This window comes from Syntrophales bacterium (assembly GCA_035363115.1).
Lineage (GTDB): Bacteria > Desulfobacterota > Syntrophia > Syntrophales > PHBD01 > PHBD01.
In genome coordinates this window covers 882,022-906,878 of record DAOSEM010000001.1, presented here as the reverse complement: position 1 = coordinate 906,878, position 24,857 = coordinate 882,022, and the positions used below count along the sequence as shown (strand labels likewise).

The following is a 24,857-nucleotide window of genomic DNA, read 5'->3' as shown; positions in this document are numbered from 1 at the left end:
CCGGAAAAGAGTCCGTTTCTTACGCTCCGGAGCGCGGTTTTGTCAAGCAGTTTTATCCCCCTCCCCCTGCACCTCGTATATTGCCACGCTTCGCTTGATCCCCCGGATGGGGAAGGGATCCAGACGGACGGCATCCACGGCGTCCCGGACCTGCTCCCATGTGCGCTCGCAGATCAGGATCTGGCTTCTCCTGGCCGAGCCGATCAGCCGGGCGGCCAGGTTCACGGCGGCGCCGAAGACGGTGTACTCCTTCTTCCGGTGAGATCCGAAGATGCCCGCCATCACCTCACCCGTCGCGATGCCGATGCCGATGGCCAGCTCTTTCGGACAACCCCCGAGCTGCCTGTTTATGCGGGCAATTTCGTCCCGCATGCCAAGGGCGCTGCGGACCGCCCGGAGGGCGTCGTCGGGACCCGCCACCGGGGCGCCGAAGAGGCTCATGATTCCGTCTCCGATATGCTTGTCCAAGGTCCCGTTGTGCTCCAGGATGATCCCGTCCAGCGGGGCGAAATAGTACGTGTTGAGAAAATGGGCGACCTCCTCCGGCGTCATCCCCTCGGCGATCTCGGTAAAACCGCGGATATCGGTGAACACAACCGTCACGGTCTGGCTGATGGGCCGGATGCCCCTTCCCCGTTTCTGAAGCTCCCCGAGAACCTGCTCCGGAACGAACTGCTTGAGCCTCTTCTTGACGTTGAACTCCCGGATCTTGGCCCGGAGTTCGCTGTTTTCGAAGGGCTTCGTCAGAAACCCGTCGATCCCCTGGTTCACCGCCTCGATGGCGCTCTCCATCGTGGCATATCCCGTCAGCATGATCCGGGTGATCTCGGGGTTGATCCGCCCGATGGCGACCAGCGTCTCCATTCCGTCCATACCGGGCATCCGGTAGTCGGAGATGACCGTCTCGATGGCATCCCCCCGCTCCCGGACCATCTGGATCGCCTCCCCGCCGTTTTCCACCGTACAGATCTCGTAGCCGTCCCGCTCCAGAACCTTTTTCAGAGATCTGCGCACTCCCTCCTCGTCGTCAACAATGAGCACTCCGTTCATGGCATTCTCCTTGCCGGCAGGAGGACCGTCACCTCCGTCCCCCGCCCCTCTTCGCTGCGGACGAGGATCTCGCCCCCGTGCCGCCTGATGATCTCGTGGGAAATGTAAAGCCCGAGACCCGTTCCCCGTCCGACCTCTTTGGTGGTGAAGAAGGGCTTGAAGATGTCCACCAGACGGCCGTCGGGAATCCCGTGTCCTGTGTCGCGGAACGACACGGACACCCGGTTGCCATCCCTGTCGCCATCGGTGGTTGTGGTGATGGTGATCGCTCCCCCTTCCCCCGGCAGAGCATCGAGGGCATTCTTGACGATGTTGACGAAGACCTGCCCGAGGTTGGCGAAATTCCCCTCCACCCGCGGCAGGTCCGCAGCATATCGTCGCTCAATGTGTATCGGCAGGAGCTTGTAGCTGTTATACAGGATCCGGAGGGCGTCGTCCACCGCGGCGTGAATGTCCACCGGCTCCGTGTAGGTCTGGGTCTGGCGGGAAAGGTCCAGGAGGCTCCGGACGATCGCCCCCGCCCGGTGAAGCTCCTTCAGGGAAAACCGGAGATCCTCCAGCACGTCTGCGAACACGCCGCCCGGCCGCTCCCGGAGCTCCTCGATGGAGGATTCGACGAGGCTGGCGGCGCCGGCCAGCGGATTGTTCAGTTCGTGGGCCGTTCCCGCTACAAGCTGGCCAATGGCGGCCAGGCTCTCGGATCGGATGAGCTGCTGCTGGGTCCGTTCCTTCTCCTCCAGCGCCTTCCGGAGGTCGGCGGTCCGCTCTTCGACCCGCTGCTCCAGTTCCCGGTTCATCCGCTCGATCTCTTCGTACCCGGCAGCGTTCTCCAGCGCGACGGCCGCCTGGTTGGCGATGGTGCCGAGCAGCTCCAGGTCTTCATGGACGAACAGCGCTCCCGATCGCTTCTGCCCCAGCAGCATCGCACCGATCAGCCGGTTCCGCGACAGCATGGGCACGGCGAGGTCAATCCCGTACGAGTCGAGATACGCCGGAGGGAGATCCGCTCCAGAGGATGTTCCGGCACTGTCCTCCAGTTGGAAACGGCTGACCGGTCCTCCCGCCCGTTCCAGAAACGGAATCATGGGATGGTACATCGGCATTTCATCCAGTCCCGCGGCATCGCCTTCCCGGCTGTATGCACGGAATCGGCCGGTCCCCGCGTCCCGGACGAGAAGGATAAACCGTTCGACCGGGATGGCCTCCGGGATGGACGCAAACAGCAGAGTCCGGACCTCTTCGGAGCGCTTCAGGCTCGCCAGTTCGCCGCTCAGGTCCCGGAGCAGCCTGCGGGCATCGTAGCGGCCCCGGAAGAAGAGGCGGTCCAGAAACGCCTGGACCCGCTCCCGCATCGGCTGGAACAGGAACACCATCATCAGGGCCAGCAGGAGGGAAGTCCCGGCGACGTCGCGGAAACCGCTCCGGACAAACAGCATGTGGGTCATGAAAAGGAAGGCTGCCGAGAGAACCGCCAGGAGAATCACCAGGACCGAATAGACGATTCCCTTGCGGATCGCCGCCCCGGCATCCAGAAGATCATAGCGCAGGACACCGTAGGCCAGGATCGCCGCCGGCACGAAGCTGAATCCGCCCACGGGGGGCACATCCAGCCCGATGACCGGCAGGATGTTCAGGGCGATCAGGAGGGAGCTGAATCCCACGCCGGCCGTGACGTATTTCAGGCGATTGCGCTCGCGGTTGTCCGTAGTCCCCCTCATGCCCTGAACAAGGAGCAGGAGGCAGTAGATCACCGTACAGCCCGCCAGGACGGAGAAGACCTGGAACGCAGGACCCGCATCGGCGATGAAACCGTGGGGCCCCCGATGGAGCCCCTGGATGAACAGGTCCGTCTGCGTCAGCGGCAGCAGTCCGAGACCGACCATCCAGGCGAGGCGCTCCAGCCACCGCCGCCCCGTGATTTCCAGCAGGCGGTGGACGAACTGGACATACACGGGCAGGCTGAACACGAAGATGACATAAATCAGCCGCTCGAAGGAGAGCACCCGATCGTTGTCCGCGACGAGGCTCAACGCCGCCAGGTCCGCGTTATTCAGAACGCCCATCAGGCACAGGACGGCGAAGAGGCGGTTGGCGGACGTGCGCCGTCCCTTAAGAACCGTGATCGCGGCAAGAAAAACAAGGACAAAGATACCGAGGACGGGGGGGATGGCAACGGCCGGAAAGGTGGAATAGGGATCGGGAAGCATGCCTCAGGCCGGCGCGGTGCCGGCTTTTGCAATGCCTCACCCCCCCGCAGGGTGCCCCTGAGGGCGAGACGGGAACGATAGATCCGCGGGCCGGGCCGCCCCGAAAAGGCTTCCCGCTCCGCACGGTGTCGCCGGCCGTCTCAGAAAAGGAACACGGCGGCCGCCAGAACGGTGGTGTAGCTGTTGGCCTTCACAATACTCGACTGCGTGCTGTTCAGGGTTCGGACGATCTTTCCGCTGATCTTGAAGATTTCCTTTTTTTCGTCCCAGCTCTCATCGACGTTGAAGTCGATGCCGAGGGTAGAGGCCAGCATGGCCGCCGCCAGGTCCTCGGCATACTCCCCGGCCTGTTTCTCGGTCTGGCCGAAGGCATGGTGCTCGCTGATGTACCCGTAGGCGCTCTTGTCGGCGGGAACGGCGCAGCCCACGGAGGCGGCGAGCAGACGTCGCATCTCGTTGCTGCAGCAGCGGCTCATGACGCAGAATGTAATGGCCCCGGGCTTGAGCTCCTTGAGGCCGCTCTGCCTGGAGACCACCTTGCACCCGGGCGGCATGATGCTGGACACCTGCACCAGGTTGCATTTCTCGATGCCCGCGTCCCGAAGAGCCAGCTCGAACGAATGGAGTTCTTCCCGGTGGACGCCCACCCCTTTCGTGAAAAATATCTTCTTGGGTACGTATCCTATCATTGCCCCGCTCCTTCAGGCTGAAATCTGTTCCGGCTGCGCCGAAAGGCTTCATGCTCCATTTTTTGTTTTTTTTCAAGTTGAATCAGCCGGCACGGTCCCTCGCCCGATTCGCCATCGCTTTCAAGAATTTACAGATATACAGGCATATCCCATCAACCGGTAGACAAGCTTAGCCGCCAGGAAATCGGGGGCCACAAGACCCGGAAGAGGGGAAAGCTCCACCACGTCGATGCCCCGGATCCGGGTCCGCTTTGCGACCCGTCGGAGGAGTCCCGTGAGGGCTCTCCAGTCGATGCCGCCGGGCTCGGGAGTTCCCGTTGCGGGCATGAAGGCCGGGTCGAGGGCGTCCAGATCCACCGTGATGTACAGGTCCCCGTCCAGAAGTTCACTGATCCGGTCCAGGTTCGCATCCCCCGCCATGACAAAATCGGCGCTGAACGAATGGATGCCGGACTCCTTCCGGTAGAGCGCCTCCGGCGCACTCATGCTGCGGATGCCCGCCTGGACGAGGGGGCAGATCTCCACGATCCGGCGGGCGATGCAGGCATGGCTGTACGGCGTACCCTGGTAGGACTCCCGGAGATCGGCGTGGGCATCCAACTGAAGGACCTTCAGGTCGGGATACTTCCTCTTGAGCGCCTGGACGGCGCCCAGGGAGATGCTGTGCTCCCCTCCCAGGAGGACGGGGATCTTCTCCAGACCGACGGCTTCCTCCACCCGCTCCCTTACGGCATGGACCATGGATTCCGGCCCCGACGCATCCGCCTCGACGGCGGGAGCGGTATGAATCCCGACACGGTATGTCTCCCGGTCCAGTTCCTCGTCGTAAAGCTCCATGTTGCCCGACGCCTCCAGGATCGCCAGCGGCCCCCGCCGGGACCCCGACTGGTAAGTCGAGGTCAGGTCGTAGGGAACGGGGATCACGACGAAGGCGGACCGCTCCAGGCCGGTATATTCAGGTTCCAGACCTCCGAAATTCATAGGCATCTCCAAAAAAAGAAGCGGACCATAGCACACGGCCCCACCGATGTCGAGACCGAGGGACCTTTCAGGGTCTGAAAAACGACAGGGAAAACGAGCCGTCCTCGAATACGCCGTAGGAGCAGTGCCGGATCCAGTCGCCCAGGGTCATGAAGGTCCGGGCTCGCCCGGCCGTCTCGTGGATCTCGATGACAGGACGGTGACTGTGGCCGCAGATGACGGCGTCGTATCCCTCCCCGAACTTGTTGAGGGCAAAGCGGCGCATGGAATCCACGATACGGTTCTCCATCTCCCCGGAGAAGCGCCGGCTCGTCAGGGAGGTCAGGCGGGCGGCACGCCAGACGAACGGGGCCGGCAGGATCCGCTGGAGCCGGAAGAGGAATCGGCTCCGGAGGATTTTTCGGACCAGGGCGGCCCCGGAATCGGGCGGATCGATGATGTCCCCGTGGGTCAGGAGGATTCGCTTCCCGTCCAGGTCGAGCTCCGCCCAGTCGGGGAAGACCTCCATGCCCAGGACGTCCGTGAAGTAGTCCTCCAGGAAGAAATCGTGATTCCCCTCGCAGAGTCCGATGCGGACCCCCTGGTCCCGAAGGGCCGTCAGCCGTTCGATGACCGGCAGGAAATCGGGAAAGATCCGGCCCTCCCGGCCGAACCAGAAATCAAAGAAGTCCCCGGCGAGAAACAGGGCATCGCACCGCCCCGCTCCCTCACCGGGGACCTGACGTCCTCCGGACCCGGACACCCTGCGTGGTCCCTCCAGCCCTTCCAGGAACCGCATCACCGCCCTGTAGGCCGCCTCGTGCCGGTCGATCAGGTGCGCGTCGGAAAGGAAGATGGCCCTCATGGATTTCCCCAGGCAGGATCGGAGTCCTGGAAATGGGGCAGATTTTGAATCCGTCCCTCTGTCTTGCATCCGCCGGGGTGCGGCCGGGGGTCTCCGGCGGAAACCGCCGCGAAAGCCCCCACCCCCCGAAGGGATTGTCCCTTTGTCAGGGGTATCCGCCTCTCGCTCAGCCGAAGCTCTCGTCGGCGATCTCCAGCATGGAGAGGTCTTCGCTGCGGATGGACTGCGCCGCGGCCTCCACCTCCGGCAGGACGTGCCGGATGAAGTATTTCGCCGCCGCGATCTTTCCCTGGTAGAACGCCGCGTCTCCGTTGTTTTTAAGGAGATCGTGGACCTCGAACATCTTGAACAGGTCCGCCGGATCGACGCCGTTTTCCCGGCATAGGGCCTGGAGCTTTTCCTCCGCGACGCCGGCCTCCCAGAGAAGGAGCCACCCCAGGACAACCTTGCCCATCATCATGAGAAACGGATAGGCGTTGGCGACGGGAATCATGAATTTTCCCGCCTTGCCGCTGGCGGCGAAAAACATGGCCATCTCACCCAGCACGTTGGCGGCCCCCTGGACGCTGTCGGACAGCCCGTTCAGGAGCGGCCGGTCCTTGTATCGGGCCGTGACGGCTCCGATCTCACCCAGGAGGCTGATGAAGTAGAGGCCCTTCTTCATGCCCAGTTTCCGTCCCACCAGGTCCAGGGCCTGGATGCCGTTCGTCCCTTCATACAGGGAAGCGATCTTCTCGTCCCGCATGAATTGCTCCACGGGATACTCCTGGCAGAAGCCGTATCCGCCGTAGACCTGGATGGCCTGCTCGGTGACGCGGAATGCCGTGTCGGAGCAATAGGCCTTGCAGATCGGCGTGAGGACTTCCAGGAGGCCCATCCACTTGTCCTGCTCGGCCGCGTCGGACGCCGTGCGGGCCTTGTCGACGCAAAAAGCCGTGTAGTACATCAGGGCCCGCATCCCTTCCACCTGGGCCTTCATCCACAGGAGCATCCGGCGGACGTCGGGGTGCTGGATGATGGGAACCCGCGGCGCCTCGGGGTTCTTCATGTTCATGAGCGAAGAGCCCTGGAACCGATCCCTGGCGTACTGGAGGGCGTGCAGGTACGCGATGGAGCCGCTGGACAGCCCCTGGAGGCCGACGCCGATGCGGGCTTCGTTCATCATCTGGAACATGACGCGCATGCCCTGGCGCTCCTGGCCGAGGAGCTCCGCGTAGCAGTCCCCGTTGTCGCCGAAGTTGATCAGGCAGGTCGCCGATCCCTTGAGCCCCATTTTGTGCTCGATGCTGCCGATGGTGTAATCGTTTCTCTTCCCCAGCGTCCCGTCATCGTTCACGAGGAATTTCGGAACCAGGAAGATGGAGATGCCCGCCGTCCCCGGGGGATCCCCCTCGATACGCGCCAGGACCGGATGGACGATGTTTTCCGTCAGGTCGCTGTCCCCGCCGGTGATGAAGATCTTCGTGCCGGAGATCCGGAAGGTCCCGTCGGGCATGCGGACGGCTTTCGTCTTGAGGTTCCCCACGTCGGAACCCGCCCCCGGCTCCGTCAGGGCCATGGTGCCTCCCCAGGCGCCGGAATACATCTTTTCCATGTATTTTCGCTTCTGCTCGTCCGTCCCGAAGGTCTCGACGAGGTGGGCCGCCCCCTCGGTGAGGCCGGGATAGGCGTGAAAGGCGAAGTTGTGCATGAACCATTCCTTCGCCGCCGAGCTGATCACGATGGGCAGCCCCTGCCCGCCGTGCTCGGCCGGTCTGCTCATCCCCATCCATCCGCCCTCGCAGTACAGCCTGTAGGGACGGTGGAAGACCTCCGGAACGGCGACGTTGCCGTCCTTAAGGGAGCACTCGGCGCGATCCGCCGTGGCGAGGGTGGGCAGGATCTCCTCGGTGGACAACTTCCGCGCCTCGGTGAGAATCATGTCAAACAGATCCGCCGAGAGATCCTGAAAACGCTCCGCCGCACACAGCTTCTCCACGTCCAGGAGCTCGTGGAGCAGAAACTTCTGATCCCGTTCGTCAACGATCAAGCTTCCCATGATTTTGCTTTCTCCTTCCCAAGAGAGGTTCGGGTCCGGGGGGAGGCGCCTTCCGCCTCCGGCCGGCGGAGTCGCGGACCGGCGTCTCATTCCGGGACACGGGGGATTGCATAACACAATCGATACGGCAGGGAAAGCGGTTCCTGACCTGCGAATCAACATTTTCAGCTTGTTAATCGGCTAGTTATAAAACCCGTTGACAACCTTTTCCACCCTCCGGTACAAGCGTGGAACTGTCGCCGCAAACCAATCCCGGAGCCTCTCTTGACCGGAACCATCGTCAACACCGGAGCCGTCGTCGCCGGAAGCCTCATCGGCCTTGCCGCAGGGAAACGCCTCCCTGAGCGCATGAAGAAGCTCCTTCTCCAGTGCCTCGGCCTCTCGACCCTGCTGATCGGCCTCCAGATGGCCCTCTCCGGCAAGGAACTGATGGCCGTCATCGCCTGCCTGCTCCTCGGCGCCATCATCGGCGAGGGGGTGAACCTGGAACGGTGGATCGAGCGGCTCGGCGAATGGCTCAAGACCAAAGCCCGCTCCGGCTCCTCCACGTTTGTGGAGGGCTTCGTGACCTCCTCCCTTCTTTACGTGACGGGGGCCATGGTCATCGTCGGCTCCATCCAGGACGGCGTGGCGGGGGATCCCCGGACGCTCTACATCAAGGCCATGCTCGACGGCGTGGCCTCCATCGCCCTGGCCTCCACGCTGGGTCCCGGCGTCCTGTTCTCCGCCCTCTCGGTCTTCGCCGTCCAGGGAAGCCTGACGCTCCTGGCGTCGCGGCTCGTTTTCCTGCAGGCGCCCGCTGTCCTCGACGCGGTCACCGCCACGGGAGGGCTCCTCATTGTGGCCATCGGGATCAACCTCCTGGAACTCACCAAAATCCGGATCGGCAACCTGATCCCGGCCCTGGTTCTGGCCATTCTCTGGGGAGCGTGGAAATAGCAGCGGCAGGAACGGCGCGCAGGGAATATCATGTCAAATCCTGACGCCATGCGTGAAATGTGTCCCAACACCGCAAGGAGGTATTTCATGGAAAAGAAGCATGAGCGCCTGATCGTCCGGAAACCCATCCTGGTCCAGGAACTGCCGTCCCACGAAATCGGCGACGTCCTCCCTTATCCCGTCCTCATGTGCCGGGACCTCGTCCCGGAGGCCAGAGCCTGGGCTCTCTACATGTTCATCAAGGAGATCACGCAGGAGATGGTGGACCTGATCGACATCGTGGGAAAGGCGACTCCCCACCGGCACGACTTCGATGAGATGTACCTCATGATCGGCGAGGAGGGGGCCATTACGTTCGAGATCATGCTGGATGGGGAAATATACGAAGTCGCAACGCCCGCCGCCGTGTACCTGCCCGCCGGGCTGGCCCACGCAATCCGGCCCGTCCGTGCTGCTGTCGGCAAGACCGGAGGCCTCATCCCCGTCTGCCTGAGCGGATCCTACACCACCATTCCGGCCTGACGGCCCGTACCGTCCCCGGAAGAACCGGGCGTCGGCCCGTCCGGAATGGTCGCCCATCACGAAAGGAGTTGAACCGATCATGTACGAGTACGAGACCTATGCAGTGGAAAAGCGGCCGGAGCAGAAGACCGCCATTCTCTACCTGAACCGGCCGGAAAAGATGAACGCCATGAACTGGCCGTTCTGGCGGGACCTTGAGCTGGTGGTGGACGAACTGGAGAAGGATCCCGAGGTGGAGGCGGTCGTGGTTGCCGGAAAAGGCAGGGCCTTCAGCGTCGGCATCGATATCTTCGGCTTCGCCTCGGAGTTCCTGGAGACCATCAGCGCCGCGACCCCCGCGAACCGGGAGGACTTCCGCCGCCTGATTCTCCGGATGCAGAAGGGATTCAGCCGGATGCACGGCGGCGACAACGTCTATATTGCCGCCATCCATCATTACTGCCTCGGCGGAGGGCTCGACCTGGCCGCCGCCTGCGACATTCGCCTGGCGTCGAGGGATGCCGTCATCTCCCTGCGGGAAGCGCGGGTCGCCATCGTGGCCGACATGGGTAGCCTGAACCGGCTCCCCGGGATCATCGGCCAGGGCAACGCCCGGCTCATGGCCTTCACAGCCCGGGACTTCACCGCCGCCGAGTGCCTCCGGATGGGCCTGCTCAGCGAGATCTACGAAACGCCGGAAGCATTGCTGGAGGGAGCCTTGAACCTGGCGGCGGAGATCACCGCCAACGCCCGCTCCGCCGTGAGGGGCTCCAAGCGGCTCCTGAACTTCATGGAAAACCACAGCGTCGAAGAGGGACTGGATTACGTGGCCCTCTGGAACTCCTCTTTTTTCAGCATCCAGGAGGTCCAGGAAGTGGCCATGAAGTCCGCCGGCCGCGGAAAGAAGGCGGACTGACCCGCTCAGGTGCGCCGGCCGCCGATGATCCGGTGGAACCGGGTGGAGAAGAGGGACTTCAGCTCGGCGTGGACAGAGCGGTACGTCCGCCTTCCCGCCAGGAGCTCCTCGAAGAAGCGGACGGCCTGCCGGCTCCGGACCCCAATGCGGTAGGATACGCCGGGAAACCGGTAGAACAGGGCGGCGAGGCGGGCGGCATACTGCAGGTCCTGACGGATCTCGTCGTTCACCTGCTCCTCGTATTCCCGGATCGGCCTCCCTTCGGCGATGACCCGGGCGGCCATCCGGCCGCTCAAGACGGCGAAGTGGATCCCCTCTCCCGTCAGGGGGTCCACGAGACCGGCCGCGTCACCTGCAAGCAGGGTCCGGCGGGATACGAGCGCAGGCATGCCGTCGCAGTAGGGGAGAGGGTGTCCCTGGATCCGGACACCCGTTCGTCTTCGGGTCGCGGGGATCCGGTCCAGGAAATCCTGCAACCGTGCCCGGATGTCCGGCAGCCGCGGCGTCATGGTGGCCACCCCGCAGGAGAGGCCACTTTTCTTGGGGAACACCCACCCGTACCCGGAGGGAACGACTCCGAAATCGATGCAGGCCTTCCCGCTCCATTTCTCCAGGTCCTCCACCGGGACCGACGTTTCAGCGGACAGCCCGATGCCGGCGGTACGGCAGGAATAGAGGCCCACGGACCGGCCGACCCGCCCCATGGGTCCGTCGGCGCCGATGAGCCACCGGGAACGCCAAGTCTCGCCGCAATCCGTCACAACCTCCACAGTCCCGTCCCTCTCCGCAACTCCTTTCACCGCCCGCTCCTCCCGGACCTCACAGCCTGCCAGCCTCGCACACTGCAGGAGGTGATCGTCGAAGCGGTCCCGCATCACCATGACAATCCCGGGCTCCCCCAGGGCCACTTCGAACGGCCGCCCCCCGGCATAGGAAAAGCGGATGTGCCGGACGGACGCCTCCAGGACCGTTTCGGGGAGGGGTCCCACAAGGGGCATGATGTGAGGCGGCAGGCCGCCACCGCAGGGCTTCGGGCGGGGGAACCGGGCCTTGTCCAGGATCAGGACGCGGGCTCCCGATTCGGCCAGCATCCGGCCCGCCGACGTCCCTGCGGGGCCGGCTCCGGCGATGATCACGTCATAGGGTTTCCCGTTTTCCACGAACCTGATCCTTGTATCCGGTGAATAAAGGGGTGGATGGAGATCCCCCCCTTGCACCCCGTGACAGCCCCCGCGCCACGGATAAACCAAATTTCGCGGGGGCGCGGCCGGGGGCTGGAAGCACGGGAAAGCTATAAACGACAACCCCGGTAAAGTCAAAACCGGGCTCCCGCCCGCGGCATCCCGGACCAGATCCGGGAGGGGAGAATACCGCCGCAGGAAAAGGCGCGCGGGCCATCCGCAACACCCGATTCCAATTGAAAAATAAGGCGTTCTGATGTAAGGTTCCGCGTCACTTCGGGGAGGCCCTCACCGTGTACTATCATACCGACGGAAACAACGGATACGACGAACGGAAGACCCTGGTCATCGCTTCCCTTTTCCGGGACGATTTCTGCATCGACTGGCTGGTGGACCTGCTGACGGACCTGAAGCCGTCCCAGATTCTAGGCCAGTTGGAACAGGGGGTTACGGACGGCAGCCTCGTGCGGAAGGAGCCCGGCTACTACGGCTTCGCCAGCGACAGGAAACGCAAGCGCCTGCGGGCCAGCCTCGATCCCCGGGAGGAGAAACATCTCCACGGCTGCATCGCCGACATCCTGATGCGGCAGTTGCCGGACAACGAACAGAAGGCTCACGCCGTCGCCCACCACCTGATCCACATCCTCAACGACGCCAACCGCTGCCGCTACTTGATCAAGGCCGGGGACCTGCATCTCGACGCCTTTCGTCCGGAAGAGGCCCTCCAGTGTTACAGCAAGGCCCTGGAGGATCTCGCCGCCCTGTCGGGGCGCGAGGCGGACGGCCTCTTCAGCGAGACGGCCATCAAGTACTCCAAGATTTCCACGGCGCGTCACGACACGACGAAGGTCCTCTCCATCCTGGAGTCGGCCCTGGAAAAAGCGACCCGCTGGAAGGTGGACCGCGCCCGGGCCCTCCTGAAGATGCACATGGCCAAGAATGAGTGGCTCCGCTCCCGCTACGACAGCGCTCTCAAGTATTTTGAGGAGGGATGGGCCCTGGCCCAGGAGGTGAACGATCCCCGGCTGCTGCACTCGGCGACCACCTTCAGCGCCTTCTTCCTCTTCTGGCAGGGCCGTTTCCGGGAGGCCGTCCGGATGTATGAAAAGGCCGTTCCGGACATCGAGCGCTATCCCCAGGGGGGGTTTCCCCTGCTGGCGGTCATGACCGTGGGCTACTGCTATGCCCAGATCGGCCAGGTGACCCAGGGCCTGGGTATGCTCGACGCCCTCCGGAGCCACGGGCTGGGCAAGGGAGACCTGTACCTGGGGGCCTACACGGAAGGCAACATCGGCAACGTCATGCTGGAAATCGGACGGGTGGACGAGGCCGTCCAGTACCTGGAAGAATCCGCGAAAATAGCCAAGCGGGCCCACAACGACTGGGTCTGGATCACCGGAAAGATGTCCCTGGCCTACGCGTACTACCTCAAGGGGGATACCGAACAGTCCCTCCAGAACCTCCGGGAGTTCCTTCACCACACCCGGAAGGTCCACACGACGGTGTACCTCTATCCCTACCTCCTGGAGCTTGGCTTCGCGATGGAAAAGGGGGAACTCCCCGCCGTGGAGGGCCTCTCCCTGGAGAGGGAAATCCAGAGCACGATCAGCGGCCACAATATCTTTCTCAAGGGCGTCGCCTGCCGCTTCCAGGCGCAGCAGTGGCAGCGGGAAGGCCGACCCCGGGAAGAGGTGATCCGGTCGCTCCGGGACTCCATCACGAACCTGGAGGAGTCGGGACAGCAGATCGAGCTCGCGAAATCCCGACTGGAGCTGGCCCGCCAGTATCTGGCCGCCGGCGACCGGGAAGCGGCCCGGGAACTCACCGTCACGGCCACGCAAACACCGGATGCGTTCAGCGACAAGCTCATCCCCGACGAGCTCAGGATGCTCGTGGGGGACCGTCCCGCCGGTGAATCCCTCCTGAAGGAGATTCTGAACCTGGGCCAGAAAGTGGTCACGATCCGGGACAACCGCGACTTGGTCCAGCACATCCTGTCCACCCTGAACCGGATCACCGGTGCCGAGCGGAGCGCCATCTTTCTGCTCGAGGAGGAGGACGGCACGCCGCGGCCGGTGCTTCGGGCCTCGAAGAACCTGACCTCGGAGCAGGTGACACACCACTCGTTCGCCTCGTCCCTGAAGATCATCGGCGAGGTTGCCCGGGCGGGAAAAGGCCGGATTCTCGCCGACGGACCCGCCGGGGAAGGGGGCGGCATCGAGGCCGACGTCATCCGGTCCCGCATCTGCGTGCCCATGATCCTTCGGGACAAGACCGTTGGGGTCCTCTATCACGACAACCGGCTCCTCTCCAGCGCCTTCCGGGAATCGGACCTGGACCTCCTGTCCTATTTCGCGGCCCTGGCGGCCTTCGCCCTGGACAACATCCGGGCCTACGAGGAGATCCAGCGGCTCAACCGCAAGCTGTGCGAGGAAAACCTCTACTACAAGGAAGAACACCTCCAGAACCTGCACTTCGACGACATCATCGGCGAGAGCCCCGGGATCCGCCGCGTCCTGGCCCAGATCGACCAGGTCACCGGGACGGACGCGACGGTGATGATCATCGGCGAGACCGGCGTGGGCAAGGAGCTCGTGGCGAGGGCCATCCACCGCCACAGCACCCGGCGGGACAAGCCGTTCATCAAGGTGAACTGCAGCGCCCTCCCGGAAAGCCTGATCCCCAGCGAGCTCTTCGGCCACGAGAAGGGGGCATTCACCGGGGCGATCCGCCGGCGCCTCGGCCGCTTCGAGTTGGCCGACGGTGGGACGCTCTTTCTCGACGAAATCGGCGAGATCAGCCTGGATCTCCAGGTTCGGCTCCTCCGGGTGCTCCAGACCCGGGAGTTCGAAAGGGTCGGGGGCGCCGAGACCATCCGCTCCGACTTCCGGCTCCTGGTGGCGACAAACCGGAACCTGGAGCTGGACGTGAAGACCCAGAAGTTCCGCCCGGACCTTTACTACCGCCTCGCCGTCTTCCCCATCTACGTGCCGCCTCTCCGGGAGCGCCGCGAGGACATTCCTCTCCTGGCCATCCATTTTCTCAAGATCTACGCCCAGAAGCGGGGCAAGGAATTCAACAAGATCCCCGAGGCGGAGATGGAGAAGCTGCTGGATTACGAATGGCCGGGAAACGTGCGGGAGATGGAAAACATCATCGAGCGCGGAACGATTCTCAACCCCGGTCCGGTGTTCCGGGTTCCGGAACTGGGGTCGCGCCTGGCCGAGGCCCCGCCCCCGGGGGAAGGGGTGAGCCTGATGGACAACGAGCGGAGGCACATTCTCTGGGCCCTGCAGAAGACGAACTGGAAGGTCCGGGGAAAGGGAGGAGCGGCGGAACTCCTGGAGCTGCCCCCCTCGACCCTTGCCTTCCGGATGAAAAAGCTGGGGATCCGGAGACCCGAGACCCAATCCTGAAGGTCATCCGGGGAAAAGATGGCAGGCCGCGCCGACTCCGTCTTGGAGGGGGAACGGAACACCGGCCGCGGCCTGCCGACGGAAAGGAACCAATGATGGGGGGAACGGCCCGCGGACGATCCGCAAGCCGCTCCTCCCTGAATGAAAAGCCTTCCCCGCTTCAGGCCTTCTCGTGCGCTGCCTTGTAGATCGGGTCGTTTTCCTGCAGTTCCCGCCGCATCACCTTCCCCACCAGGGTCTTGGGAATCTCCTTGATGAACTCGACGTGCTTCGGCGCCTTGTAATGGGTCAGGTTCGCCCTGCACCAGTCCTTGAGTCCGTCCTCCGTAATCCTGCCGATCCAGGACTCCTTCAGGACCACCCAGGCCTTGATGGCCTCTCCCGTGTCCGGATCCGGAAGGCCCGCCACGGCCACTTCGCTGACGCCCTCGTGAGCTCCCATGAGCTGCTCCACCTCCGTCGGGAAGACCGAGTAGCCCTTCACCTTGATGAGCTGCTTCTTCCGGTCGTTCAGGGTCACCCGTCCGTGGGCGTCCATGAAGCCGATGTCGCCCGTGTAAAGCCAGCGTTTCCCGTCCTCCCGGACGCGGACCGTATCGGCGGTCTCCTCCGGGTTGTTCAGGTACCCCTGCATGACCGTGGGACCCGCCACGATGAGCTCGCCGCTCTCGCCCACCGGCATTTCCCTCTCGCCCGTGAACATGTCGACGATCTTCCAGTCGAGGCCGGGCAGAGCCAGCCCGATGCTTCCCGTCGTGTCCACGTCGCTGATGGGCCCCCCCGCCACGACCGGCGACGCTTCCGAGAGGCCGTACCCCTCCAGAAGCCGCGATTTCGTCACCTGCTCGAAGCTGTCCTTGACATTCCGGTGCAGGGGACCGGCCCCGGAGATGCTGCCCTTGAGCTTGTTCGCAATGGGGTACTTGCCGATATCCGGGAAGTCGGCGATTCTCTTGAACATCACTTCCGCCCCCGGGAAATAGGTCTGCCCGTCCGGGGCGATCTCGCAGATCGTCTTCAGGAGCACCTCCGTCTCCGGCGGACGAGGGAAGAGCATCATCCACATCCCGCAGTAAAGCACCGTGTTCATGATGGCCGTCATGCCGAAGGAGTGGAAAAGGGGCAGGATCCCGACCATGCAGGCACCGGGCTCCAGCGTCCACAGCCAGGCGCCCACCTGGATGGCGTTGCACGCGCAGTTGTAGTGGCTGAGAACCGCCGCCTTCGGGACGCCCGTCGTCCCGCCGGTCATGATGTAGGTGGCCACGTCGTCGGGGCTCACGGTCGTCCGCAGCGGCTCCGGCTTCGCTTTCAGGAGGTCGAGAAAGCAGAGGGATTCGGGGGGCACCGGACCGGTGGGGATCTTTTTGAGCTTCTTGGCCATCCACTTCTTCCAGTCGGCGATTTTGAGCATGTCCGCCACGTTCGTCTCGATCCAGTGGTGGATATGGAGATCCTGCTCAATGGGCTTGAGGAGCGGCTCATAAAGGGCGTCCAGGAAGATCACCGTCCGCGCGCCGGTGATGTTCAGCTGATGGAGGATCTCCCCCGGCTTGTAGGTGGGGTTGATGCCCGTCACGATGACCCCGAGCTTGGCGCAGGCATAATAGGCAATGACATACTGGAAGCAGCTCGGCAGGACGAGGGCGAGCACGTCGCCCTTCCTCAGGCCCAGCCTGCGGAGGCTTTGGGCCAGGGCGTCCACGTGGCCGAGGATCTCCCGGTATGTCATGAAGGAGTCAAGAAACCAGGCCGCCCTGCTGTCCGCGTATTTCTCCGCCGACACCGACAACATCTCGTAGAGGGTGATCCTGGGGAAGTCGATGTTCTTCGGAATCTTCTCGGGCCATCCGGCCTCGGGCTGCAGCCAGGGTTTCGATTCGTCCACGCGCAGTTGATTCTGTTCCGCCATAGGGTCTCCTTTCCCGTTCTCCCGGAATTTGCTCACGTTTCCTGCGGATACGTGCAGGCAACACTCCTCCGTCGGCGCCATCCCGGGGAGGCGCCCGGGGACCCGGGGTCCGTGCCCGTGCCGGCTGTCACCCGGCATCAGGCGATGTGAATTGCTGGTTTCTCCTTCTTCCCGCAGGGTGAAGACAATCACCATTGATTGCGGGCGGCTTGAAAGACGCTATTTCTCTGGTTAACCCAGTTCCAGGAGCTTCCCGAGGTCTTCCCGGAGCATCTCCTGCGGGCCCGCACCGCCGAGCAGGACCATGGCGTCCCGCACGTAGCGCTGGGCATCGTACTCCATGGTATATCCATATCCTCCGAGCACCTGAACACAGTCCATGGAGGCCTTCCGGGCCGTCTCCACGGCCAGGATCCGAGCCGTCGCCGCCTCCGCGGCACAGCGCTTCTCCTCGTCGGCCAGGCAGGCGGCCTGCCGGGCGACCAGGCGGGTCGCCCGGATCCGTACGGCCATGTCGACGAGCATGTCCTTCACGGCGCTGAAGGCAATGATGGGCCGGCCGAACTGGACCCGCTCCTTTGCATACTGAACGGCATAGTCGTACGCCCCCTGGGCAATCCCCAGGCCGCATGCGGAGACATCCAGGTCTTCCGCTTCCCGGAGAACCCCCCACTGTTGCCGGCCCTGATTCAGCCCTTCCGGGCCTCCCAGCACATCCTCGCGGGACAAAGCGACGTTTTCGAAGCGAACCTCGCCGATGCCGAGGCTCGCGGTTCCGACCAGATCCGTCGCCCCGGCCGTAACGCCCGGGGTTTTTGCGTCCACCAGGAAGAAAGACAGACCGCCGCTGTCCGCGTCCGTCCTCGCCAGGGTCAGGATCGTCGTGGCGCTGCCGGCCAGGCGGACGAACTGTTTCACCCCGGAGAGCAGGAACCCGTCCCCCTTCAGGGTGGCCATCATCCCGACGGCCAGCGGATCATACCCTGCTTCCGGCTCCAGGATGGCATTGGCAAACAGCACCGAGCCTTCGGCCACAGAGGGTAGATGGCGCTCCTTCTGTTCCGTACTGCCCAGATCGCCCAGGTTCTTGCCGCCTCCGAGGGCGCAGGCGGCAAAGGCACCCGCCAGGGCCGGGTAAACGGCCGACAGTTCCTCGACGATGAGCGTCGCCGCCAGAACGTTTCGGCCTCCTCCGCCGTACGCCTCGGGAACCACGAGGCCGCAGAACCCGTTGTCGGCAAGCGGGCGGTAGAGTTTCTCCGGAAAGTCCCCCTTCTGATCCGCCTCCCGGGCCGCTTCGCGCGTGCATTCCCGGGCAATGAACCGGCGGATGGTATCCCTGATCACTTCCTGTTCTTCCGTCAGTCTGAAATCCATCTTGAATTCCTTTCAGGCTCTCCCTCCGCCCCTCATGGCCGGGACGCCCCGGGATGCTCTTCCGTTCCTCAGACCCTGCGCTCGTACCCCTTCCAGTAGCGCTCCCGGATCTTCTTCTTGTCGACTTTCCCCAAGTTGGTCAGCGGGATGGCATCCCAGAACTCGACCGTCTTGGGACAGATGAGGCTCCCCTTGCGCTCCTTCACGAAGTTGATCAACTCCTTCTCCGTGGCGGTCTTCCCCTCATGGAGGACGACGATCGCCTTGACCGCCTCCCCCCACCGCTCGTCGGGAACGCCGATCACCGCGGCGCCTTTCACTGCCGGGTGCTCAAAGAGCATGTCCTCGATCTCCCGGGGGAAGATGTTGAATCCGCCGCTGACGACCATGTCCTTGGAGCGGTCGACGATGTAGAGGAAGCCCTCCTCGTCCATCTTCGCCATGTCGCCCGTCCAGAGCCAGCCATCGCGGATGGTCTCCGCCGTGGCCTCGGGGTTCTTCAGGTAGCCGCTCATGACGTTGATGTGCCGGCAGATGATGTCCCCCACTTCGCCCGGGGGCACGTCGTTCCCGTCGGCGTCGACGAGCCGGACGGTCGCCGGAAACGTCGGCCTTCCGCAGGAGCTGAAGATCCGCCGCTCCCTCTCCGGATCCTCGATCACATGCTCTTCCCTCGGCAGGGCGCTTATCATCATGGGGGCCTCGGTCTGGCCGTAGAGCTGCGTGAAGATGGGCCCGAAGGTGTTGATGGCCTGCTTGAGGCGCTCCGGGGCGATGGCGGCGGCCCCGTAGACGATGTTCCGGAGGCTCGACACATCGTACTTCTTAAGGTCCGGGTAATCGAGAAGGACGTAGATCATGGTCGGGACGACGAACGTGGAGGTGACCCCGTGCCTCTGGACGGCATCGAGGAAGCTCTTCGGGTCGAACCCGTCGAGGATGACGCAGACCCCCCGGCGGATCATGATGGGGATCATCAGGCACCCGCCCGCATGGGTCAGCGGCGTCGCAAAGGCGAAGACTTCATCGTAGCCGAAGCCCAGCTCCAGCATCTCGGTGATGTACGTGCCGATCCAGGAACGGTGGGAGAGCATCACGCCTTTGGGAAGCCCCGTGGTACCTCCGGTGAAGAAGATCCCCGCCAGGTCCTCCTCGTCGATGTCCACGTGTGGAACCTCCGGCGGGTTTTCCCGGATGAGCGTCTGGAGGTGCAGATGGCCCTCGGCGATCTTCCCCGGGTCCTTGCCGACACAGATGAAGTGCTTGACCGTCTTGAGGCGGGGGATCATCTCCATCACGCGGGATGCCATTTTTTCGTGGTAGATGATCGCCTTGCACTCCGCGTGGTTCATCATGAACACGTGGTCGTCATTGGTCAGCAGGACGGCCAGGGGCACCCGGATGACGCCGATCTTCGCCAGGCCGTACTCGCAGGAGATGTACTCGGGACAGTTGGCCATCAGGAACGCCGTCGTGTCTCCTTTTTTCAGCCCCAGTTTCGTCAGGGCGTTGGCCAGGCTGTAGGCCGATTTCTGCATGTCATCATAGGTGTACGATTCGTCGTGGTACTTCATGGCCACCCGGTGCCTGAAGTTCATGACGCACCGGTCATACATCTCTCCGACCGTCGTGCCGAATATCATCGCTCAACCTCCTCCGTTTTCCCCGGTGGGGAGTTTCCTGATCGTTCCGGTCCCTGCACGGGGCCGGCTTCAACCCTTGTAGAAGCTTTTTTTGTATAGCTTCTCACTCAGGCCCGTCAAGTCGGCCCATTTCAAGGGGCCTCCCTTGTCGGCGGGGAAGCCGATTCCCCAGATGGCGCCGATGTCGACGGCCCGCGGCCCCTTGACGACGCCCTTCTCCAGCAGTTCCTTGCCCGTCTCCACGAAGGGGAGAAACAGCATTTCCTGGAGGGACTCGACAGTCATCTCTTTCTTCAGCCCCTGCGGATTGACGAGAGGAAGCGCCTCCGGATCGACGGCCCCTTCCTTCGTGTAAAATCCCTTTCCGTTCTTGTTGCGGCCGAAGCGGCCCGCCTTGTAGACGTTCTCCAGCGCCATCGGCGCCTTCCGCCCGAGTGACTTGGTCAGGACCAGGTAGGACACGTCGATCCCGACTTCGTCGGTGAGGCGGATCGGGCCGACAGGAAGGCCGAACCGCATCATGGCATTGTCCACGGCGTCCATGGGCACGCCCTCCCCCAGCAATTCGTAAGCCTTGATGAAGTAGGGAAACAGCATGGCGTTGACGACGAATCCGGGGTTGTCGTTGCAGACGATGGGGCGCTTGCGCAGGCCCGCCGCGAAATTCAGGAGGTTGTACACCGCCTCGTCCGTGGTCTCCTTTCCCCGGATGATCTCCAGGAGCTCCATTCGCCAGACGGGGGAAAAGAAATGGGTGCCCAGAAAGCGCTTCGGGGACGTCACGCTCCGGGCCAGCCGATCCACCGGCAGGCTCGAGGTGTTGCTGACGATCAGGCAGTCCTCCGGCACGGCCCGGCAGAGGTCCCCGTAGACCTCGTCCTTCACGGCGGGATCCTCGAAAACCGCCTCGACGACGAGATCGACGTCGGCGAAATCGGCCGTCCACCCCGAGACGGGCTTGAGCAGACCCATGAGGTCATCGACGGATTTTTTCAGCTGGCCCTTCTCCGCCATGCCCTCCAGGATTTTTTTCACAAAGGCTTTTCCAGGCTCCAGGGTCTCGGGGAGGTCCTTTACCACGACCGGCACCTGGAGGCGCCGGAGCATGTCGATGATGATCCCCCGCCCCATGGTGCCGAAGCCCAGGACGGCCAGTTTCTTCAGGGGCCGGGGATGGAAGCCCTTGGGGATCATGGTCAGGGGCTTGTCCGAGTACGTCTTCAGGAAAAAGGTGTTGATGGAGCCCTTGCACTCCGGCGTCGCCAGAACCTCGAGAAAGCACTCCGTTTCGATCTTCAGCCCTTCCGAGAGGGAGGCGCACTTCAGTCCCTCCTCAACGGCCCTGATCGCGAGGCGGGGCGCCGGCAGGTCCCGGCCCCGGGACGCCTTCCGGGCTAGGGCGCGGGCCGCGGCGACGGCTTCGTCCAGGCCGGAGAGGTCCGGCGCACTCCTCCGGAGCGTCAACGCATCACGGGCGATCTCTTCCGCAAAGGCCTTGGCCCGCTCCACCAGATCGTCCTTTTCCGGGCAGACCCGGTCCACGAGGCCCGCTTCCAGGGCCTTGCCGGCGGGAACAACGGCCCCGCGGACAATCATCTGCAGGGCGGAAAGCCCGATCAGCCTGGGCAGGCGCTGGGTGCCGCCGCCGCCCGGGATGACCCCGACGTTGCACTCCGGAAGGCCGATCAGGGTCCGGGGACCGTTTGCGCTGATCCGGGCGGTCATGGCCAGGGCGAACTCGTACCCGCCACCCATGCAGGGACCGCTGATGGCGGCCACGGTGGGAATGCCGAGGTTCTCCAGGCGGCCGAACAGGTCGTTGAAATGGGCCAGCCGGGCGCGGAAGGCCTCGATGTCCGTCTGCCCTCCCAGCATGTCCAGGTTGGCGCCGGCATGAAAACCCGTCGCCTTCCCGGAATAGAAGACCACACCGCGATAGCACGACCGGTTTTTCTCCAGCTCGGCAAGGGTCTCCTCGAAGCCGGAGATGGCCTCGTTCGTCCACGTGTTGACGGCCTCTCCGGGCACGTCGATCCGGATGACGGCGATGCCGCCCTGATCCTCGCTGGTAAACGCCTTTGCCATGTCCTTCATCCTTTCGCGCTTCCTTGGTGCGGATCGTCCAGGGACGATCCGCACCCGGGAAACCGGTTTATTTTTTCTCCTGCTCCGCCAGGAGCCGCCTCAGGATCTTTCCGGCTCCGCTCTTGGGCAGGCTGTCCACAAAGACCACCGACGCGGGAACCTTGTAGGCGGCCATCTTGTCCTTGCACCAGCCGATGATCTCCTCTCCGGTGACCTTCCCCTTGAAATCGGGCTTCAGGACGACATAGGCCCTGGGCTCCTCGCCCCGGTAGGGATGGGGAACGCCGATGGCCGCCGCCTCGGCGATCGCCGGGTGCTGGTACAGGAAGGCGTCGATCTCCGCCAGGAAGACGGAAAAGCCGGAGACCTTGATCATCTCCTTCGCGCGGCCCACGATGCGGAACCAGCCGTCCTTGTCCACCGTGACCATGTCCCCCGTCTTGAGGTAGCCGTCGGGGGTGACGGTGTTCTTCGTCTGCTCCGGGGCGTTCCAGTACCCCTTCATGACGCAGGGCCCTTTGATCCAGAGCTCGCCCTCCTCGCCGATACCGGCTTCCTTGTCCGGCGTGTTTGGATGGACGATCTTCACGTCGTGCCAGTACACGGGACTGCCGATGGTTCCCGGCGAGAAGTTCTGGCAGTTGTTTCCCACGATGCCGCCCGTGCACTCACTGAGACCGTAGCCTTCCACGATGTGGGTCCCCGTCAGCTCCTTCCAGCGCTTGTGGATCTCCAGGGGCACCGGGGCGCCGCCGGAGAGGACGAAACGGAGGGACTTCAGGTTGTAGTTGCCGATGATGGGCAGGTTGCAGACGGCCACGTTGATGGGCGCAATGGTGACCCAGCCGGTGACCTTGTAGTTCTGGATCACGTCCAGCATGGGCAGGAGGTCGAAGCGGGCGAAGAGGATCAAGGTGCTCCCCACGGCCAGGGCCGGGTTCATGGCGATGTCCAGGCCGGTGATGTGGAACAGGGGCAGGATGATCAGGTGGACGTCGTTCTCCGTGTACTCGTAATAGTGGCGCACCGCCAGGTTGTGGACCGCCATGTTGCCGTGGGTCAGCATGGCCCCCTTGGGGGATCCCGTCGTTCCCGCCGTGTACTGGAGCAGGGCCACGTCGTTTTCCAGGTCGATGTCCACTTTGGGCGGGTTGGGAGGCGTCTTCTCGATGAGGCTCTTGAAGTCGATGGTGCCGGGAATGGTCTTCTTCTCCGTGGACATGGAGGCGTGAAGAGGGATCGCCGGCTTCTCCGGCAGGTAGTCGGCAAAGCTCGTGACGAGAATGTTTTTCAGACCGCACCTGTCCTTGACGGGCTCCAGGACGGGCCAGAAGAAGTCCTCCATGATGATCGTCTCGACGCCCGCGTCCTCCAGCTCGTACTGAAGCTCGTCCGGCTTGTACATGGGGCTCACGTTGACGACGATGCCGCCCATTTTCAGGATGCCGTAAAAGCCGATGACGAACTGGGGGCAGTTCTCGAAGTAGAGGCCGATCCGGTCGCCCTTCTTGAGACCCATGTTGACGAGGGCCGTGGCCAGGCGATCGGTGGCGTCGTCCAGTTCGCGGAAGGTCGTCTCATGTCCGTAAAACAGGATCGCCGTCTTGTCGGGCCGGATCTTCGCCTGCCTCCGGATCAGCTCGAAAATGGGCTCATTGGGAAGGGGCGGGACTACGGGGTCCTGCTTGGGCCAGTTGTGTTCCCAGATTCTCTGCATCGTTCCTCTCCTTTTTCGTTCGATGGTGAATCCCGGTGATTGTATCGATCCTTTCCTCACCGCCGGGGGCCCCGCGGGTACGCCATTCGTCCTGGTCCCCCCCACACCCGTACGGCCTGTTCCGCGTCTTTCCCTGCTTCTCGTCTCCTTTTCTCTTCTCGAATCCGCCGGAAATGCTTCTCCCCCTCCGGCAAACCAGTATGACCCCGGACGAACTTACATCCCCAGGACCTTGCTCAAGATGTTTTTCTGGATCTGGGACGTTCCCCCGCCGATGGCCAGGATCAGGATGTCCCGGAAATAGCGCTGCATGTCGTGGGCCATCAGGGAACCCGACTCCCCCATGACGTTGATACCGCGCAGGCAGATCTTCTTCGCCGTCTCGGCGCAGAAGTACTTGGACATGGAGGTCTCCAGGACCGGCTGCATCTTCTGCACTTCCTTCCAGGCGGCGGAATAGGCAAGCTGGCGCATCGCCTCCAGGTCCGTGGCCATCTCCGCCAGGGTGTGCTGGAGGGACTGGGTGTCGGTCCCGGCGCTCCGCCTGATCTTTTCGGCGGCGAAGGCAAGGGCGTCCCGGAGGGCCGCCTCGGCGATGCCGATGCAGCAGGACGACAGGACGAGCCGCTCCTGGTTGAGGAGCTTCATCTCCTGCTTCCAGCCGTTGTTGAGGCCCTTCTCACCGCCCAGGATGTCCTCCTGCCGGACCCGCACGTTGTCGTAGTTGACCTCGCAGGTGTTGGAGCCGTGGTAGCCCAGCTTCTCGACGGGCCGCGTACTGTATCCCCGCAGCTTCGTGTCGACGATGAAGGCGGTGATCCCGTTGTACTTGGACTCGGCCGTCCGGGTGAAGGTGATGGTGTAGTCCGTCACGCCGGCGCCGGTGATGAACATCTTGTTGCCGTTGATCACCCAGCCGCCGTCCTCCGGGACGGCCTTGGTCCGGATGCTCGCCGCGTCGGACCCGGCGTTGGGCTCCGTGAGGCCGAAGCTGAACATGATCTCGCCCTTCGCAAGTCGCGGGAGGTAATTCGCCCTCTGCTCGTCGCTGCCGTTCACGGAGATGATCTCGTTGCCGTAGAGGAGGATGTTTCCCAGGGACCAGGAGAGGACCGCCAGGCGCTTGGAGATCTCCTCGAAGAGGATCATCAGGTCCAGGACATCGCCGCCCTTTCCGCCGTATTCCTTCGGGATGTTGATCCGCGCCAGGTCCAGGTCGCAGAATTTCCGGACGAGGTCATGGGGAAACTCGTCCCTGCCGTCGAAGGCCCGGACCCATTCCCGGGGCATCTCCCGTTCCACGAAGTCGCGGACGGTTTTCCTCAAGGCGTTCTGCTGTTCTGTAAAGCTCAAATCCATCG

At 63.5% G+C, this 24,857-nt stretch carries 17 protein-coding genes; 4 read left to right on the top strand and 13 right to left on the bottom strand.

Features of this window, described 5'->3' with window-relative positions; genetic code table 11:
• Nucleotides 1-42: 42 nt before the first annotated feature.
• The 6 genes from PLO63_03950 to PLO63_03925 form a co-directional block, all read right to left on the bottom strand.
• Complete coding sequence (locus PLO63_03950; GenBank protein ID HOI73281.1) at nt 43-1,050, bottom strand: adenylate/guanylate cyclase domain-containing protein; 1,008 nt, start codon at nt 1,048-1,050, stop codon at nt 43-45.
• A complete protein-coding gene (locus tag PLO63_03945) occupies nt 1,047-3,257 on the bottom strand; it encodes an ATP-binding protein (GenBank protein HOI73280.1) in 2,211 nt (736 codons plus the stop codon). Before PLO63_03945 ends, PLO63_03950 begins: the two co-directional genes overlap by 4 nt.
• A gap of 140 nt (nt 3,258-3,397) precedes the next feature.
• The gene (locus PLO63_03940) at nt 3,398-3,946 is read right to left on the bottom strand and encodes an arginine decarboxylase, pyruvoyl-dependent (protein HOI73279.1); all 549 of its coding nucleotides are present in this window, start codon (nt 3,944-3,946) and stop codon (nt 3,398-3,400) included.
• A 120-nt stretch (nt 3,947-4,066) separates the two neighbouring features.
• On the bottom strand, nt 4,067-4,927 hold the full coding sequence (gene speB / locus PLO63_03935; protein HOI73278.1) for an agmatinase: 861 nt from the start codon (nt 4,925-4,927) through the stop codon (nt 4,067-4,069).
• A gap of 67 nt (nt 4,928-4,994) precedes the next feature.
• The gene (locus tag PLO63_03930; protein HOI73277.1) at nt 4,995-5,771 is read right to left on the bottom strand and encodes a UDP-2,3-diacylglucosamine diphosphatase; all 777 of its coding nucleotides are present in this window, start codon (nt 5,769-5,771) and stop codon (nt 4,995-4,997) included.
• A 166-nt stretch (nt 5,772-5,937) separates the two neighbouring features.
• Nucleotides 5,938-7,809 (bottom strand): acyl-CoA dehydrogenase, encoded by a 1,872-nt coding sequence (locus PLO63_03925; GenBank protein HOI73276.1) that lies wholly within the window; start codon nt 7,807-7,809, stop codon nt 5,938-5,940.
• Between the two features lie 264 nt (nt 7,810-8,073).
• On the opposite strand from PLO63_03925, the gene PLO63_03920 reads away from it, so the two are divergent.
• From PLO63_03920 to PLO63_03910, 3 genes are all read left to right on the top strand, one after another.
• Entirely contained in the window at nt 8,074-8,748 is a 675-nt protein-coding gene (locus PLO63_03920; protein HOI73275.1) for a DUF554 domain-containing protein, read from the top strand.
• 87 nt (nt 8,749-8,835) lie between these two features.
• Nucleotides 8,836-9,270, top strand: a complete 435-nt coding sequence (locus PLO63_03915) for a hypothetical protein (GenBank protein ID HOI73274.1) — start codon at nt 8,836-8,838, stop codon at nt 9,268-9,270.
• Between the two features lie 79 nt (nt 9,271-9,349).
• Nucleotides 9,350-10,165 carry an enoyl-CoA hydratase-related protein gene (locus PLO63_03910; protein HOI73273.1) on the top strand — a complete coding sequence of 272 codons (816 nt, stop codon included), beginning with the start codon at nt 9,350-9,352 and terminating at the stop codon, nt 10,163-10,165.
• A 5-nt stretch (nt 10,166-10,170) separates the two neighbouring features.
• On the opposite strand, the gene PLO63_03905 is transcribed toward PLO63_03910, so the two are convergent.
• Nucleotides 10,171-11,325, bottom strand: a complete 1,155-nt coding sequence (locus tag PLO63_03905; GenBank protein ID HOI73272.1) for a geranylgeranyl reductase family protein — start codon at nt 11,323-11,325, stop codon at nt 10,171-10,173.
• 314 nt (nt 11,326-11,639) lie between these two features.
• Between PLO63_03905 and PLO63_03900 the strand changes: the two genes are divergently transcribed.
• A complete protein-coding gene (locus PLO63_03900) occupies nt 11,640-14,762 on the top strand; it encodes a sigma 54-interacting transcriptional regulator (protein HOI73271.1) in 3,123 nt (1,040 codons plus the stop codon).
• Between the two features lie 160 nt (nt 14,763-14,922).
• Here PLO63_03900 and PLO63_03895 read toward each other — a convergent pair whose 3' ends face one another.
• The 6 genes from PLO63_03895 to PLO63_03870 form a co-directional block, all read right to left on the bottom strand.
• Nucleotides 14,923-16,674 carry an AMP-binding protein gene (locus tag PLO63_03895; GenBank protein HOI73270.1) on the bottom strand — a complete coding sequence of 584 codons (1,752 nt, stop codon included), beginning with the start codon at nt 16,672-16,674 and terminating at the stop codon, nt 14,923-14,925.
• A 231-nt stretch (nt 16,675-16,905) separates the two neighbouring features.
• Nucleotides 16,906-18,051 (bottom strand): acyl-CoA dehydrogenase family protein, encoded by a 1,146-nt coding sequence (locus PLO63_03890; GenBank protein ID HOI73269.1) that lies wholly within the window; start codon nt 18,049-18,051, stop codon nt 16,906-16,908.
• A gap of 68 nt (nt 18,052-18,119) precedes the next feature.
• Nucleotides 18,120-19,694, bottom strand: coding sequence for a long-chain-fatty-acid--CoA ligase (locus tag PLO63_03885; GenBank protein ID HOI73268.1), 1,575 nt, complete (start codon nt 19,692-19,694; stop codon nt 18,120-18,122).
• A gap of 69 nt (nt 19,695-19,763) precedes the next feature.
• Entirely contained in the window at nt 19,764-21,779 is a 2,016-nt protein-coding gene (locus tag PLO63_03880) for a 3-hydroxyacyl-CoA dehydrogenase NAD-binding domain-containing protein (GenBank protein ID HOI73267.1), read from the bottom strand.
• Nucleotides 21,780-21,846: 67 nt separating this feature from the next.
• The gene (locus PLO63_03875) at nt 21,847-23,496 is read right to left on the bottom strand and encodes an AMP-binding protein (protein ID HOI73266.1); all 1,650 of its coding nucleotides are present in this window, start codon (nt 23,494-23,496) and stop codon (nt 21,847-21,849) included.
• Between the two features lie 216 nt (nt 23,497-23,712).
• Nucleotides 23,713-24,855 carry an acyl-CoA dehydrogenase family protein gene (locus tag PLO63_03870; protein ID HOI73265.1) on the bottom strand — a complete coding sequence of 381 codons (1,143 nt, stop codon included), beginning with the start codon at nt 24,853-24,855 and terminating at the stop codon, nt 23,713-23,715.
• Nucleotides 24,856-24,857 lie beyond the last annotated feature (2 nt).